The 15731-nt window shown below is 46.0% G+C and carries 13 protein-coding genes and 1 pseudogene; 7 read left to right on the top strand and 7 right to left on the bottom strand.

The genetic code is table 11. The features are described from left to right. Positions 1-151 precede the first annotated feature (151 nt). Both G475_RS0110400 and G475_RS0110395 read left to right on the top strand, forming a co-directional pair. Positions 152-793, top strand: coding sequence for an ABC transporter ATP-binding protein (locus tag G475_RS0110400; protein ID WP_026701250.1), 642 nt, complete (start codon positions 152-154; stop codon positions 791-793). Then, a complete protein-coding gene (locus G475_RS0110395; RefSeq protein WP_026701249.1) occupies positions 786-1574 on the top strand; it encodes an ABC transporter permease in 789 nt (262 codons plus the stop codon). The genes G475_RS0110400 and G475_RS0110395 overlap by 8 nt, the downstream gene beginning before the upstream one ends. Here the strand turns inward: G475_RS0110395 and G475_RS0110390 are convergent. From G475_RS0110390 to G475_RS0110380, 3 genes and pseudogenes are all read right to left on the bottom strand, one after another. Next, on the bottom strand, positions 1571-2647 hold the full coding sequence (locus G475_RS0110390) for an AbrB family transcriptional regulator (protein ID WP_026701248.1): 1077 nt from the start codon (positions 2645-2647) through the stop codon (positions 1571-1573). The two genes, G475_RS0110395 and G475_RS0110390, sit on opposite strands and share 4 nt — an antisense overlap. Before the next feature lie 143 nt (positions 2648-2790). Continuing rightward, positions 2791-4814: pseudogene (locus tag G475_RS24710) on the bottom strand (iron ABC transporter permease). Positions 4815-4818: 4 nt separating this feature from the next. Beyond that, positions 4819-5811, bottom strand: coding sequence for an ABC transporter substrate-binding protein (locus G475_RS0110380; RefSeq protein ID WP_026701247.1), 993 nt, complete (start codon positions 5809-5811; stop codon positions 4819-4821). A 291-nt stretch (positions 5812-6102) separates the two neighbouring features. On the opposite strand from G475_RS0110380, the gene rpsN reads away from it, so the two are divergent. From rpsN to G475_RS0110355, 4 genes are all read left to right on the top strand, one after another. Then, positions 6103-6372, top strand: a complete 270-nt coding sequence (gene rpsN / locus G475_RS0110375; protein WP_026701246.1) for a 30S ribosomal protein S14 — start codon at positions 6103-6105, stop codon at positions 6370-6372. 334 nt (positions 6373-6706) lie between these two features. Next, complete coding sequence (locus tag G475_RS0110365; RefSeq protein WP_026701245.1) at positions 6707-7540, top strand: 6-phosphofructokinase; 834 nt, start codon at positions 6707-6709, stop codon at positions 7538-7540. A gap of 16 nt (positions 7541-7556) precedes the next feature. Then, positions 7557-9584: a transketolase gene (gene tkt / locus G475_RS0110360; RefSeq protein ID WP_084414076.1), complete on the top strand. Its 2028-nt coding sequence runs from the start codon at positions 7557-7559 to the stop codon at positions 9582-9584. A 110-nt stretch (positions 9585-9694) separates the two neighbouring features. Continuing rightward, entirely contained in the window at positions 9695-10627 is a 933-nt protein-coding gene (locus G475_RS0110355; protein WP_035710857.1) for a sugar-binding transcriptional regulator, read from the top strand. Here the strand turns inward: G475_RS0110355 and G475_RS0110350 are convergent, their stop codons facing one another. Further along, complete coding sequence (locus G475_RS0110350; protein WP_035710856.1) at positions 10628-12250, bottom strand: methyl-accepting chemotaxis protein; 1623 nt, start codon at positions 12248-12250, stop codon at positions 10628-10630. It abuts the gene before it with no gap. Between the two features lie 190 nt (positions 12251-12440). Here G475_RS0110350 and G475_RS0110345 point away from each other — a divergent pair, with 190 nt between their 5' ends. After that, complete coding sequence (locus G475_RS0110345; protein WP_026701241.1) at positions 12441-12731, top strand: hypothetical protein; 291 nt, start codon at positions 12441-12443, stop codon at positions 12729-12731. Positions 12732-12870: 139 nt separating this feature from the next. Here the strand turns inward: G475_RS0110345 and qoxD are convergent, their stop codons facing one another. Genes qoxD through qoxB form a run of 3 tightly spaced genes read right to left on the bottom strand, consistent with a single transcriptional unit; the run spans position 12871 to position 15725 of the window. Next, positions 12871-13230, bottom strand: coding sequence for a cytochrome aa3 quinol oxidase subunit IV (gene qoxD, locus G475_RS0110340; RefSeq protein WP_026701240.1), 360 nt, complete (start codon positions 13228-13230; stop codon positions 12871-12873). Then, on the bottom strand, positions 13231-13839 hold the full coding sequence (gene qoxC / locus G475_RS0110335) for a cytochrome aa3 quinol oxidase subunit III (protein WP_026701239.1): 609 nt from the start codon (positions 13837-13839) through the stop codon (positions 13231-13233). Then, positions 13836-15725 (bottom strand): cytochrome aa3 quinol oxidase subunit I, encoded by a 1890-nt coding sequence (qoxB, locus tag G475_RS0110330; protein WP_051302415.1) that lies wholly within the window; start codon positions 15723-15725, stop codon positions 13836-13838. Before qoxB ends, qoxC begins: the two co-directional genes overlap by 4 nt. Positions 15726-15731 lie beyond the last annotated feature (6 nt).

The raw sequence follows: 15731 nt of genomic DNA, 5'->3' as shown, positions 1-15731 counted from the left end.
CCTCCGTGTGCACCGCTGCCGCCTGGAGCGCACCATGCGTTTTTCTAACCAGCGGTGACCACCTTTTCCATAAATTGTATGGCAAAGACAATTATTGTATTATAAGAAATTTGGCGATACTATAGAAACGGCATCGGAAAAAGGAGGAACTATGTTCACATTTCAGCACATTTCCTATAAAGACATTTTGTATGTGGAAGATCTTCATATTGAGGAAAAAACAATCACCGCATTAATCGGAGAAAGCGGCACGGGAAAGTCCACGCTGTTAAAGCTGATGAACCATCTGCTCTCCCCTACAAAAGGGGAAATCTTATATCAAGGCTCTCCGGTTCAGGACAGAAACGCCGTAGAACTGCGGCGGGAGGTTGCTATGCTTTCCCAAAACCCCGTGCTTTTCGGAGATACAGTCCGCGATAACCTGGAAGCAGGAATGGGTTTTGCCGGCAAACCCCTTCCCTCCGAAAACGAGATGAAAGAAGCGCTGCATCGTTATTATCTCGACAAAGATCTCGAAGACCATGCCGAAAAATTATCCGGCGGGGAGCAGCAGCGGCTTGCGCTGGCCAGAATTACGCTGCTGGATCCAACGGTTTTTCTTTTAGACGAACCTACCTCCGCGCTTGATGACGAGTTGGAGCATGACGTCATGGAAGCATTCATTTCCTATGCCGGCCATCAGGAAAAAACCGTCATATTTGTTACTCACTCCCGTGCCATCGCAGATGAATTTGCTGATACCATCCTTGATATCACGCCGTTTTCCATGCAAGGAGGGAATGACAATGAATGAAAATATTATTGATTTAACGATCTGGCAGCTTGCCGCCGCTTATGTATTCATTCTTCTTTTACTCCTCATCGTTAAAATCAGGAAGATTCCAAGAAATAAAGAAATCCTTGTTTCCACACTTCGTATGACCATACAGCTCCTGCTCGTCGGCTATATTTTAATTTATCTGTTTGAAAATCCTCATCCTGGATGGACCATCCTTGTTGTTCTGGTCATGGTGACGTTTGCAATCTGGAACATATACCGGCGGGTAAGCAGCGGCCTTGATAAAAAAATGAAACAGATCATTGCTGTCTCCATGGCCGTCGGGACATTGTCCAGTTTGATCTATTTCAATTTTGTCGTTATTCAATTTTCCCCCTGGTATGAACCGCGGTATTTCATCCCCATCGCCGGCATGATTATCGGCAATTCGATGACCGGCGTGACACTCGGTGTGCAAACCCTGACAGAGGGGATGAAGGATCAGCGCCAGCGTGTGGAAGGGGCCCTGATGCTTGGAGCTTCGCCAAAGGAAGCCAGCCGGAAAATTGTGAATCAGGCTTTTGACAATGCCATCCTGCCAACCATCAATAGCATGGTGGGAACCGGGATTGTATTTCTGCCCGGCATGATGACCGGGCAGATATTAGCGGGAGTGAACCCTGTAACCGCCATCGAATATCAGATTGCAATCCTTCTCGGCGTGGCCGGAGCGGTCGCTCTGACTGTGATTTTGTTCGTCCAAAACGGATACAAAGTTTTTTTCAATGAAAAAAGCCAGCTGAACGAACAGATTTAATATCCTTCTATCTGTTCGTGTTTCACAAACCACCACTTTATAAACGGCAGGGCAAGAAACAGGATAAACAGTATGCGGAACAGCTGATACCCGCTAATCATCGCCAGATCGGCCCCGACTCCGCTTCCCGTTACTGTCATTTCTGCCAGACCGCCCGGAGCTGTACTCAAAAAAGCAGTCGCCAAGTTCATTGTCGTCACACTTGTTAAGAAATACGAAAGTCCCAGCGACGCTACAATCAATACCAGACTGCACATAAAGGTGCAGACACCGATCCATTTGGACCTTTTGATTAAACCGGGATCCATCTGCAGGCCAAAATGAGTACCCAGCAGCACCTGGGCCGCCACTGTCAATAAGGAAGGCAGTTCTGCTGTGGTGCCAAACAGAATGTTGACGGCCGCCACGGTAAGCAGAGGCCCCGTTAAAAAGGCAACTGGAAATCCTGTTTTATTGATAAAAAAAGCGACGATACCGCAAAGAAGCAGGACTGCAAGATGGGAAAAAGAAAGCCAGGAGAAGAAAGGGTTATACGCTGAAGAAGCCGAAGCACCATTGGTCAATGCTACTTGATGAACGACTAAAAAAGGGACGACAAATATAACAGTAATAATACGTATCATCTGCATAAAAAGCACCTTGGTCGCGTCTACCTGGTTCACTTCTTCACTAAGAGCCGCTACCTGGGACAGCCCTCCCGGAATGCTTCCAAAAACAACATCCGCCCATTTCATCCCCATTTTTTTGAACACCAGGCTGCCTATTAAAATACTGACAGAAATGGTCAGAATCGTAGCCAGTGCGATAAAATGCAGCTGCTGTCCAATCTGAATCAGGGTACTCGTGGTCACCGAAACCCCGATCATGTACCCAATAAATACCAAACCAAGATTTTTCCCCTGAACAGGCCAGCGCGGGGAACGACCCGTGCCCCCTCTCCATAAAATAAGCCCCGTCATAGGGCCAAGCATCCAGGGCAAGGGGATTTTTAATACATTAAAAATCAAGCCCGCAACAACAGCAACAACGATGGTTTCCCCATAAGGCATCAGGCGACGGACGATTTCTCTCATTCTCTATTCATCTCTTTTCCAACGTTCAAATGGTTCCTTTATAGGATAGCATAAAGACTACCTATCTATCAATTTCGAAAATCGAAATAATGAGAGGGCATAGGAAGGCAGCGTGTTTTTTAAGGATTGATGCACGATTTGTTTTAGGCGTTCTTTTTCATCAGCCATAAAAAATACGGGGCACCGATAATCGCAACGATCGTTCCCGAAGGTATCTCATTTGGCGCCAATAAGGTTCGACTAAGAGTGTCAGCTGCAAGCAGCAGAAGTCCTCCAATTAAAATACTGACGGGCAGCAGCCGCTGGTTGGACGGGCCTGCTAAAAGCCGTGCAGCATGTGGTGCAATTAAACCGATAAACCCAATGGAACCGACAGCTGCAACACAAAACGCGGCTAAAACAGCAGCAGAAAATGCGAGTTGGAACCTTGCCGCCATCACTTTCATCCCAAGTCCTTTAGCCGTATCGTCTCCCAGGGATAAGGTATCACTAATACTTATCCGCATAAAAAGAAACGGGAAAACAACCGCAATCGGCCAAATCAAATAGGTCGTGATTTCAGACCAGCCTTTGGCATATGTGGTGCCTGATAACCACGTTAAAGCGGACGTCACAGTAATGTCCGCCTGGACGACTAAAACTTGAATAACTGCTGAGCCAAAGGCAGATACCCCGATCCCAAGCAGCGCTAATATGGCAGGTTGAAATCCAGCCCGGACGGCAAACAGCATCACTAGGAAAAAAAATAGAATCGATCCAGCCATGGCTCCTATCGGTATCCATATTCCTGATACTCCAAAAACATACATTGTTAATAATGCCCCTGCCCCGCCACCGGAGGTTATCCCGATGACCGAGGGATCCGCCAGCGGGTTTCGAAGGACGCCTTGAAAAACCAAACCGCTTGCGGCTAGAATCATCCCGGCGAGCAGAGCAAGGAGCGCCCGTGAAAATCGAAAGTCGACGATTAAATTTTTCTCAAACTCATTGGAATTTCCAAAAATCGTTTGAAAAAAGGTAATGGGCTCAAACCCGTAATTGCCTGATGCCAGACTGACAAAAAACATCACCGCAATAAGGCCGGTCAATACGGGTAAGAGCACCCTTAATGAAACTTTCCCGGCGGGCCGCCCTGCCATAACAGAAGAATCCTGTTTTCCATACTGTTTCCGATGCATGCGTAATACCAGCCAAATCAGCCACGGGGAACCGATAAGAGCGCTGATAGCACCTACAGGCAGTTCCGAAAAGGAAGGATCAATAATTCTCGCTAGAATATCAGCAAATAACAGAACATTGCCGCCCCAAATGAAAGAAGCGATCACAATCAGGATATGTTTTCGATAACCGAGAAGTTTTATAATGTGCGGTGCAATCAGCCCCACAAACCCAATTGGGCCAACCACACTGACCGTTACGGAAGTCAGCATAACCGCTGCAATGATCGAAAAAAATTTTACAGCTTGAATGTTCTGCCCTAGACCAGCGGCAACATCGTCCCCTAATCCCAGTGTATCCAGTTTAAAAGACATAACTAAAATAACAGCAAGGCTGATCAAAACAAAAGGAATCGAAAAACGCACCCCGCTCCAGTCATTCTGGACTAGGGTACCAGCCCCCCACAGGAATAAACCGGCTGTTTCTGTCTCATAAAAAATCTGCAGGACATTGGTTAAAGAGGAAAACAGCAGGGTGACGATCATCCCGGCTAATACCATCCGGACAGGTGTCGCGTTATTCCCCCCCGATAAAACAAACACAATGAAAAACGTACCAAGGCCCCCCAAAAATGCCACAAACAGCGCATTATCAAACAACGCGGCGGGTAGAAAAACGGTACTTGCCACTACAGCGAAGTAGGTTCCGGAATGAATTCCTAACGTGCTTGCAGAAGCTAATGGATTCTTCGTAACGGTCTGCAGCACCACTCCCGCCACAGCAAGTGCTCCTCCTGCCATAATTCCCTCACTGCGCGGGGCATGCGCAGCACTCGAACCGTGTGGTGGGCAATGGTGTCCTGCGGGTTCACCACAGCCTCCACCACCAGAGAAGCGGGTATAGAAACACTTCCCTGATTTATATGTATAAATGTCAAAACGAACAAAAGCGCGGTTCCGCCCCCAAAAGTAAGAACCGCGAGCAGTGTCTTTTTAAATGATAGCTTCATATGATCACTCTTCGACCATCGTATCCGCGATCTCTTCGGCTAATGCTTTGGCCGTTGACACCCCGCCGATGACAGGAGTGTCCCCCGGCAGATAGTGCGTATTTCCCTCTCGCACAAAACTTAAATCCTCCCATACTGGATTTCCTTTTAACTGATTTTCAAAAATATTATCATCTTCTTGAACAATAGCTAGAAACTGAAGATCTTCTTCCTGAAAATTTTGAAGCGGCTCTACTCCTCCTTCACTAAATCCATAATTCGGTAATTCATCCGTTTGATACGCATTCTCCAGACCCAGTTTTTTCATAACCTGGACCGGATAAGAATTGTCCGTATACAACCGTAAAACCGGTGAATTTTGGGAGGAAAACGTCATAGCTGCAATATACCTCGCATCATCCAACCCCGCATTAGTAATACGCTGCTTTTGTTCATCATAGAAATCGCTAAGGTCTGCAAGGGCTTCTTCCGCTTCCTGTTCCTTATCCGTAACTTCAGCTATGGTTTGGAATTCTCCCATCAGCTCGTTATACAGATTTTTAGAATTCTCTTCCCTATACGGAGCAAATGTGACAACCGGAGCGATCTCCTTTAAGCGGGCGATGATTTGTTCATGCCTGAATTCAGCAGCAATAATCAAATCAGGATCTAAACGAGAGATAGCTTCCAGGTTCGGCTCTGCCCGGGTACCTACATCTTCCACATCATCCGCTAACTGTTGTTCAATATTCATCCATTGATTAAATCCTTGTATATTTGGTACCCCTGCAGGCTGGATTCCTAACGAAAGTAATTGTTCTGCATTATACCACTCCAGCGCTACCACTTTTTCAGGAGTCCCTTCAATGGTTTGCTCCCCTTCGGCATCTTCTATTGTAACGGTGCGGTTATCTGTATTTTGACCGCTGTTTTCATTGTCTGTATCATTACTATTACCGCCGCATCCCCCTAACAGCGGAATCATTAACAGACTAACAATCATCAAACCTCTTTTCATATGTATTCCCCCTGTCATTTTATTTCTGGTTACATCGTCCGGAGCGACTGCACACTGTAACGATCATTGATAATTCCTCTCCTTAACGCATTAATTGATAAAGATTATCAATATCAATTGTGCATTATTCGTTTATTATTGTTAACTTCATTCCATGTTTAAAAATGAACAGCTTTTCAGTAATCGGGTTTACTACAGCCGCTTTCCCATGATACACTAGATAAGAAACTAAATCGTAATTATTACGATTAATATAAAATTTTCATTTCTAATAGAAAGGAGGCTATTGCCATGGCTACAGTAGCAAAAGTGGCAAAGGAAAAGAAACGCCAGGAAATGGTGAACAGATATGCCGAACGCCGTCGTGAATTAAAAGCAAACGGCGATTATGAAGCCCTGCGGAAACTGCCCAGGGATTCTTCCCCGACTCGTCAAAACAATCGCTGCGGTTTGACAGGACGGCCGCATGGATATATGCGCAAATTCAACCTTTCCCGTATTGCGTTCCGGGAACTTGCCCATAAAGGCCAGCTCCCCGGCATAAAAAAATCCAGCTGGTAATAAGGAACGCCATGCCACAAAGGAAAATCATAAACGTTTCTAACAGCGATAGCGTATTAAAAAACTCGAATATATTGTGGTTCCTGTTATAAATTCCCGGACGATTGATAAAAGTCGTTCGGGAATTTTATTATTTAACGGTTTTCTACCAGTTCTTTTTTTATACAGGGAAATATCTGCTTATCCCAAGTTTCAGTCCCCAAATCTCCTGGGGTCTGTTCCTTTTCTGACTTTTTCGCAAGTTGCAATTGTCAATCTTTTCATTATCCATTATAATAAACATTGAAAAAATGTTCATGTTTATATGAAATTTATTTCAGGAATGGTGAGATATATGAGAGCTGCTGTTGTTAATATGAGTGCCTTGCCTCAATCATTTTTATACTTTTTTTCGAATCAACTGGACGCGGCAGGCTCTGCCTGGAATATGGTAGTTCCCGGCCGGCTTCAAGCAGAATGGCAGCCGTTTGAGCCGGAACGTTTTGCTCATACTGCGCCATTTTCCTCCTTACAAGTCGAACAGATGAAATTAAAGGAGACCCTGCAGAAGCAGGCAGATATGATCCTGCTCTTAACGGATCCGCTGAAGACAGAAGAAGATCTGCAGCAGTTTTTATCAGGAATAAAACAGCCGGTGTTTATTATGCCGGTATCAATCCTTTATCCAAGGGTTCATCAGTCAGAATCTATCGGTTATGATACGGCCCTGAATGAAATTGTAAATTATACCTTAAGTGTGGCGGACACCGCGGATTCTATGAAATACGGAAAGCCGAGACTGTTTTTCCTTCAACTTCCGGAAGGAGCATCTATCCATTTAACAAAAGAGGTTGCCTTATCCACCGGAGGATTTGAATTAAATCAAGCCGATCAACACACGGTCCAGCGGTTCAGACAGTCATTGGAAAAACATTACCAGGAAGGACATACGTTTGCTTTGGCAGCTACAGAGGAATCGATAAATATCGCAGAAGTACAGAAGCACCTGCCGGAATACATGGACCTTAATGTAAATGTCGTAACCGTTGACAGTGCCCAGTGTCTCGGTCCGAATTTTACAGCCAAGGACCGGCTGTTAATGGTCCGGGCAGCCCAAAAGGCTAATGAGTGGAGGAGTTCTTCCCTCCCTTCCTCAAACCAGGTGGAATGGTTTCACGTCACCGCCTGAAAATGCTTTATCATACATGAAGGAGGACTTTTACGTGTCACATTTTACAGAAGAAGACAAACTAGCCGTACAAACGATTCGAACATTAGCCATGGATGCAGTAGAAAATGCCCAATCCGGTCACCCGGGCATGCCGATGGGAGCGGCTCCGATGGCTTATACCCTATGGAGCCGGTTCTTCAAAACCAACCCGGATGATCCGGAATGGATCGACCGGGACCGTTTTGTCCTTTCCGCCGGTCATGGCTCCATGCTTTTATACAGTCTGCTTCATTTAAGCGGCTATGACGTCAGCCTGGAAGACATTAAGCAGTTCCGCAGCTGGGGAAGTAAAACACCGGGACATCCAGAATCTGCTGACACCCCGGGAGTCGATGCCACCACCGGACCGCTTGGCCAGGGAGTTGCCATGGCCGTTGGAATGGCGATGGCAGAACGTAAACTTGCTTCCATTTACAATGAAAAGGATGACGAATTAATCGACCATTATACCTATGCGATATGCGGGGACGGGGATTTAATGGAAGGTGTCAGCGCAGAAGCTGCTTCGCTCGCCGGTCATCTGCAGCTTAATAAAATGATCCTGCTGTATGACTCCAATGATATTTCCTTGGACGGGGAATTAAACCGTTCTTTTTCTGAAAATCCGGCCAAACGTTTCGAAGCCTACGGCTGGCATGTTCAGTATATAGAAGACGGGGAAGATATGGAGGCTGTGGAAAAAGCCATAAAAGAAGCGCAGTCTGTTACAGACAAACCCTCGTTTATTGAAGTGAAAACTGTCATCGGCTTCGGTGCGCCAAATAAATCAGGTAGCGCGGCCGCCCACGGGGCAGCACTGGGAGAGGAAGAAGTGAAACTCGCCAAAGAAGCCTACGGCTGGCCATTTGAAGAACCTTTCTTTGTCCCGGACCAAGTCTATTCCCGTTTTCAGGATATGATTGCCAGGCCGGGAAAAGAACAGCATGAGAAATGGCAGAGCCGGCTCAGAGAGTATGAAGAGAAATATCCCGGGAAAGGGGCACAGTTCAAACAGGCCCTCCGCGGGGAACTGCCGGAAGACTGGGATGCTTCCCTCCCCGTATATCATGAAGAGGATAAACCAAAAGCTACCAGAGCGACATCCGGGGAGATGATTCAGGAAATTGCCCGCAGCGTCCCTGAATTTTTCGGCGGATCGGCAGATCTCGGCGGATCGAATAAAACTCATATTAATGATACCAATGACTTCGGTCCCCCGGATTATGACGGGAAAAACGTCTGGTTTGGCGTCCGCGAATTTGCCATGGCCGCCGCGCTGAACGGTATTGCTCTCCATGGAGGTTTAAAAGCCTTCGCCGGCACTTTTTTCGTTTTTTCCGATTATCTTCGTCCGGCAATTCGTATGGCATCAATCATGGAACTGCCTGTTAACTACGTGTTTACTCATGACAGCATTGCTGTTGGAGAAGACGGCCCAACACATGAACCTATTGAGCAGCTTCCTTCCATGCGTGCCATACCAGGGATCTCAGTTATCCGTCCGGCCGATGGAAATGAAACACGGGCAGCCTGGAAACAGGCCATGCAGGCCAAAGACCACCCCACAGCTCTCGTGCTGACCAGACAAAATCTACCCGTTCTGCCGGCCACCGCTGAACGGGCAGATGAAGGAGTAAGTAAAGGGGCTTATGTTATCAGGGAAGGTTTTAAAACAGAAGTGGAAGCTCTTCTTCTTGCGAGTGGTTCAGAAGTTTCTCTGGCAATCGACGCCCAAAAACTGCTCGAACAAGATGATATTTCAGTCAGAGTCGTCAGCATGCCAAGTTGGGATCTATTTGAACAGCAGGATAAATCATACCGCCAGCAGGTCATTCCTCCGCACATTAAAGCGAGACTGGCTGTTGAAATGGCTTCTCCATTCGGATGGGAACGTTACACCGGCGATGAAGGCGACACTTTTGCCATCGAAACATTTGGGGCATCAGCAGCAGGACCGGAAGTCGTAAAACAATATGGATTCACCCCGGAAAACGTTGCTGCGAAATTAAAAGAATTACTGTAGATGGTTTACTGATCCGGAAGAGCGTCCCTGCTCTTCCGGATTTCTCTATATTTTTCTTTCCATTTTTATTAAAATAGGGAAGTAGCGAAGAAACCAGGAGGAACATAGGAATGGATCAGCTCACAAAAATGATAGACGCCGCACGTATGTATTATGAGTATGATTACAGTCAGCAAGAAATTGCCAAAAAATTGAAAATGTCACGGCCGACGGTCTCCCGGATATTAAAAAAAGCAAAACAGGAAGGGATCGTGGAAGTCACTATCCATGACCCCTCTGAACAAATCGAACAGCAAACGGCAGCACTCAAGCATCGTTTTGGACTTCAAAACGTTATCATCGTCCATGCCGATGAAGAGGAACATACCTTAAAAGAAAAATTGGGAGAGGCCGCAGCAGCATTTATTGATCAGCATATTGAAAACAAAGACATTCTTGCCGCTTCCTGGGGCACCACATTGTATGAAGCTGCCAGACGAGTACAGCCGCGTGCTCTGCCTAACCTTGAAATTGTCCAATTAAACGGTGGAGCCAGCCATTCCGGAAGCCAAACCTATGCCACCGAAATTATTCATTTACTCGGCAGTGCCTTTCAAACGGATAATTGGCTCCTGCCCCTGCCGGCCATCGTAGATCATGTATCAGTGAAACATGCTATTGAGACCGACCGGCATATCCAACAGATCCTGCAGAAAGGAGAGGAGGCTAATAAAGCCATTTTCAGTGTTGGTGCCCCCACCATTGATTCTGTTCTTATGCAGACCGATTACTTCACAAAAGAAGAATTGGAGAAGCTGGATAATGAAGCAGCCGGCGAAATTTGTTCCCGTTTTTTCGATGACAGCGGAGATATATGCCATCAGGAATTGAATGAAAGAACCATCGGCATTGAGCTTCATGATTTAAAAAAGAAGGACTCCTCTATTCTCGTGGCCGGCGGCCATAGGAAACACCGGGCTGTCCGCGGAGCGCTTCAGGGTGGTTATGCAAACATCCTTATTACAGATCAAAAGACGGCAGAGAAAGTCCTTGAACTTCCGTGATCACCCCTTTTGTTTCCACTGAAAGCGGCTGACCAGTGTATTTAATTGATTGGCTTTTGCAGATAAGGACGCTGCCTCCCCTTTCATTTCCTGCAAGGCTGTGGTCTGCTGCTCCATACTGGCAACATTCTCAACTACAGAATCCGTAAATTCTTCTGAAATCCGGTTAATAGCTGTGATAGACTGATTTACCTGTTTTCCATTTTTCATCAAACGATCAGCCCGGTGCAAAATATCTTCCACTGATTTATTTGTCCTTTCGGAAGACACCTGCAGACTGTGGATTGCCTCACCAGCTTGATGAACCACTGCCCCCCCTTTATCAATAATTTCCATGCTGGCATCTACTCTGGAAACCGCTTCTTTTAATTCCTGAGTTGTTTTTGAAAGCGTTTCCATAATGTCGAAAGCAAATTCATTTGTATTTTCAGCAAGCTTTCTGACTTCTGTAGCAACTACCGAGAATCCTTTTCCACTCTCCCCCGCTCTTGCTGCTTCAATTGATGCGTTTAACGCCAGTAAATTAGTCTGCTCCGCGATTTCAGTGATGGAGCCGACTTTTTTCATTACTTCTTCGGCATCTCCGGCCACAGCTTTGATTTTCTCCGTAGATGCTCCCACCGATTCCTGCATCTGTTTCATATTTTCTTCTGCTTCATCAATAGCTTCCTTTCCTTTTTCCGCCTCTGTATTCGATTGTTCTGCATGCTGCAGTGTATCTTCCGTTTCTGTTTTCATGGAAGTCACGTCATCCATCATATCTTCAATCATGCTTTGAGCCGACTGCAGAGATGACATCTGGTTTTCAGCTCCGGATTGAAACTGCTGCATCGTTGCCGCAAACTGTTCAAAAGCCGAAGACATATCCTCGGTTTCCTTTTCCTGTGTTTGGCTGATGTTCTGCACAGACGAAGCTGCCTTGTTCATCTCATCGATAATGTTACGCATTCCTAAAACAACTTTATTTATTTCAAATCCTATTTGGTGGAACTGGCTTCGGGAATGATTCTCCACCTCTTTGGTCAAATTTCCTGCCGAGACAGCCCTTGTGACTCTGTACCAATCCTTCACCGCCTTCGTTAACATCCGGTACAATGAAAAACCAGCCAACCCTGCTGCGCCTAGTGCTACCAGACTTTGCCAAATCAGTTCTCTTCCTCCCGGCAGAATGATCTGCAGAATACTAAGAAGCAGGACAGGTAATAGCATGGAACTGAAAATAACAGGTCCCAGTAATTTATTTTGAACAATCTTTCCAACCCTCAGATTATACCCTTCTCCTTCTGGATCTGTGCCAATCGGAGCAGAGGCATCAATCAACATTTCACCTGTATTTCTTGGGTACAGCTGCAACAACGGTTCTGTTGTTTTAGCTGCTTTCGTTCCTACTTCATCCTTAAATGGATGGCCCTCTCTTAATCGATTCGTATGTAAATGGCTCCAGCCGTCTTTATCAACAATAAGGAGATATTCATCACTTTCCAGAAAATCATCAAGCTTTTGTCTGATTCGTTGAGGTTCTTCCTTCAAATCCCCTCGTTCAATCATTTTCTTTAGATCTTTCGCCCTTGTTTTTGCTTTTTTTAGTAATTTTTTCGCAGACCTGGATTGTAATGATGCCATTATTACACCACCTAAAGGTTTATTTATATTGAAAATTCTAACATTAATTTAAAGCGTTGTCTTAATTTATAGGAAATTTTTCATTAGGTTTGACAAATATTTTTCTGCCGTAATTATGTCTTTTTTGTGAATTATTTGTTACAATATAAGTAACAAATCATGAAAGCGGTTGCTAAAAGAGGTGTTATGTATGGATGTGTTAATTCTATTTATGGCTTTTGCTACCATCGCTCCACTGTTTTTTGCGCGGCGCAGCAAGTGGGTGCTTGCTATTCTTCAAGGTGCCTTGATGCTTGGCATGTGGGATTATTTTTTAAGTCATTTCACATCAATTACTGTATTAAATGCTCCAACATCGGTTATTGCGTTTTACGGCAGTCTGCTTCTCGCAGATGTAGCCTTAATTATGTTTCTTATTTCCTTTATCAAGGATATGAAAACAAAGGAGTGGGTTCCCCGCTTCCGTTCCAGTACACGCTAAGAAAAAAGAGCTTGGGGATCTTCCCAAAGCTCTGTGCTGTTGATCCCGCTTTTGTCTCGTTATGGGTTGTGGTTAAAAAACTTCATCCTGTGCATAAAGAAAGCACTCCCTGCCTTGGGCTTGGAGTGCTTTCTTTGTGTTATTCCTCCATGTCCTGGTGATTTTCCATTTCCATCTCTCCGCTTCCGCCGTCGTCGTGATTATGCGCATATCCAAAGGACATGGTCCAGATCGATCCGGCGATTATAATAGCCGCGATAAAAAAGGCATGAAGCATATTTCCGACCTGAATACCGCCGCTTTCGGTTTCTGTCATATGCATAAACATAAATAACTGAATCCCGGCTTGTATGACAGCCATCACCATAATCGAAGCAATAATCCATGGTGTGGGCAGCCCCGAGCCGACAGCCGCCCATGCTGCAGCAATCGTTAGAACCATCGAACCAAGAAAACCGACGATGTGTTTTTTAGGGAAGCCTTCGCTGTGTCCGCTCATTTAAACCACCATCCCTATCAAATAAACACTTGTAAAAATGAAAATCCAAATGACGTCCAAAAAGTGCCAGTATAAACCAACGACGAACATTTTTCTCGAGGTGACCTGTGTTAGGCCGCGCCGGCGAAGCTGCACAATCAAAAGGGATGCCCAGGAAATACCCAGCAGAACGTGCAGACCGTGAGTTCCGGTCAAGACAAAAAAGCTCGACCAGAAAGCGCTGGAAGGGAGGGTCGCTCCTTCGTGGGCATAGTGAACAAATTCATATATTTCAAATCCAAGAAACCCCAGGCCAAGCAGGAGCGTCACTGCCAGCCAAGTTAAAAGGCCTTTTAAAGAGCCGCGCCGCATTTCATGAATGGCAATACCGCAGGTAAAACTGCTCGTTAAAAGCAGGAAGGTCATGATAAGTACCATCGGAAGTTCGAACAGTTCCGCTGGAGACGGCGCTTTAGCAGTGCGGCCGAACATGACGGCATACGTCGCAAACAGGGTGGAAAACAATGCAATTTCCGCCCCTAGAAATATCCAGAAACCCAGAATTGTCATGCGGTCTTCATGCGAGCGGTATTCAAGGGGACCTGTCGTTAAATCTGATTCGGCACTCATTTTTCTTCCCTCCTTGCTTTTTCTTCCGTTTCTTTAATCTCTTCCACAGATACATGAAAGCCATGATCGTAATCAAAGGAACGAATGAACATACAGGCAAGTACTCCGATCAATCCGGCAATGGCCACAATCATCCATTCCCAGACCAGCCCGAAGCCGGCCACAAACATAAAGGCCATCATAATAAACGGAACACCCGAATCGCTCGGCATATGAATCGGCTCCAGGTTATTCTTATCGTACGTGGTTTTGCCTTTCTGTTTCATTAACCAGTAGGCTTCCGGTCCTTCCACTTTCGGCACCGTTGCAAAATTATAAAATGGCACCGGTGTGGTCGTTGCCCATTCCAGGGCACGCCCGTCCCAGGCATCTCCTTGTGTTTCCCGAGGGCTGTAGCGGAAGCTGTAATAAATATTGTAAACAAATACAGCAAACCCGACTGCCATCAGCACCGCCCCTACAGAAGATACAACATTCAGAGGCATCCATTCCGGTTCGATAGAATAAGTCCGACGCGGCATGCCCGCAAATCCGAGGAAATACATCGGCAAAAAGCACACATTAAATCCGATGAGAAAGAACCAGAAACTGATTTTGCCAAGCGTTTCATTCATTTTGTGACCGAACATTTTAGGATACCAGAAGGTCAGACCTGCGAAACAGCCGAATACCGTTCCGGCGATCAACACATTATGAAAGTGGGCAACCAGAAAGTACGTATTATGGTACTGATAGTCCGCCGCCGCCATTGCAAGCATAACACCAGTTACCCCGCCGAGCACAAAACAAGGGATAAAGCCCAGGGCCCACAGCATCGGTGTATCGAACCGTATTTTTCCTTTATACATCGTCCCAAGCCAGTTGAAAATCTTGACACCTGTCGGGACTGAGATCAGCATCGTCGTGATCGAAAAGAACGAATTGACACCCGCACCGGCTCCCATTGTAAAGAAATGGTGGACCCATACAACGAAACTGAGACCGGCGATAATAACCATCGACCACACCATTGCTTTATAGCCGAACAACTGTTTACGAGCAAAGGTCGAGATCACTTCCGAAAAGATACCAAAGGCCGGAAGAATAACAATATACACTTCAGGATGCCCCCAGAGCCAGAAAAGGTTCGCCCACATCATAGGCATGCCGTCGCCCGTCAACGTGAAAAACTGGGAGCCGAAGATACGATCAATCGTCATCAACGCCAAAGCAACCGTCAATATCGGAAAGGCAAAGGTGATAATAAGCGACGTGATCAAAGAGGACCATGTAAATATCGGCATCCTCATCAACGTCATTCCCGGGGCACGCATTTTCAAGATGGTTGCTAGGAAGTTAATCCCTGTCGCAAGTGTACCAATTCCTGATATTTGAAGTCCGATCAGATAATAATTAATATTCGGCCCGGGATTTAGGTTCGGACCAGCCATCGGGGCATAGTTGGTCCATCCAGCATCCGGGGAACCCCCTATAACGAAGGACAGGTTGAAAAGCAGCGCTCCAATTGCAAACGACCAGAAACTGACAGCGTTCAGAAAAGGAAACGCCACGTCTCTTGCCCCGATCTGCAGCGGTACGACAAAGTTCATCAATCCGATCAGAAAAGGCATCGCCATGAAAATAATCATAATTGTGCCGTGCGTTGTAAATATTTCGTTATAGTGCTGGGAATTTAGAAATTCCATACCGGGAAGCGTGAGCTGCGTTCTCATAAGCAGGGCGTCGACCCCGCCCCGGAACAGCATCGCTATCGCGGCAATAATATACATAATACCGATTTTTTTATGGTCTACCGTGGTCAGCCATTCACGCCACAAGTAGCCCCACTTCTTAAAATAGGTAAGAACATACACAATGGCGATGGAAACGAGGACCATAGAAACCATCGCGCC

The sequence above is a fragment of the Salibacterium aidingense DSM 18341 genome, from assembly GCF_000429685.1.
GTDB lineage: Bacteria > Bacillota > Bacilli > Bacillales > Marinococcaceae > Salibacterium > Salibacterium aidingense.
The sequence above is the reverse complement of the archived record's forward strand: the minus strand, read 5'-3'. Positions and strand labels throughout refer to the sequence as shown.

Bases quoted from the DNA above. Each gene is read 5' to 3' on its own strand.
- G475_RS0110400 (WP_026701250.1), top strand. From the start codon at position 152: ATGTTCACATTTCAGCACATTTCCTATAAAGACATTTTGTATGTGGAA.
- G475_RS0110395 (WP_026701249.1), top strand. From the start codon at position 786: ATGAATGAAAATATTATTGATTTAACGATCTGGCAGCTTGCCGCCGCT.
- G475_RS0110390 (WP_026701248.1), bottom strand. From the start codon at position 2,647: ATGAGAGAAATCGTCCGTCGCCTGATGCCTTATGGGGAAACCATCGTT.
- G475_RS0110380 (WP_026701247.1), bottom strand. From the start codon at position 5,811: ATGAAAAGAGGTTTGATGATTGTTAGTCTGTTAATGATTCCGCTGTTA.
- rpsN (WP_026701246.1), top strand. From the start codon at position 6,103: ATGGCTACAGTAGCAAAAGTGGCAAAGGAAAAGAAACGCCAGGAAATG.
- G475_RS0110365 (WP_026701245.1), top strand. From the start codon at position 6,707: ATGAGAGCTGCTGTTGTTAATATGAGTGCCTTGCCTCAATCATTTTTA.
- tkt (WP_084414076.1), top strand. From the start codon at position 7,557: ATGAAGGAGGACTTTTACGTGTCACATTTTACAGAAGAAGACAAACTA.
- G475_RS0110355 (WP_035710857.1), top strand. From the start codon at position 9,695: ATGGATCAGCTCACAAAAATGATAGACGCCGCACGTATGTATTATGAG.
- G475_RS0110350 (WP_035710856.1), bottom strand. From the start codon at position 12,250: ATGGCATCATTACAATCCAGGTCTGCGAAAAAATTACTAAAAAAAGCA.
- G475_RS0110345 (WP_026701241.1), top strand. From the start codon at position 12,441: ATGGATGTGTTAATTCTATTTATGGCTTTTGCTACCATCGCTCCACTG.
- qoxD (WP_026701240.1), bottom strand. From the start codon at position 13,230: ATGAGCGGACACAGCGAAGGCTTCCCTAAAAAACACATCGTCGGTTTT.
- qoxC (WP_026701239.1), bottom strand. From the start codon at position 13,839: ATGAGTGCCGAATCAGATTTAACGACAGGTCCCCTTGAATACCGCTCG.
- qoxB (WP_051302415.1), bottom strand. From the start codon at position 15,725: ATGGTTTCTATGGTCCTCGTTTCCATCGCCATTGTGTATGTTCTTACC.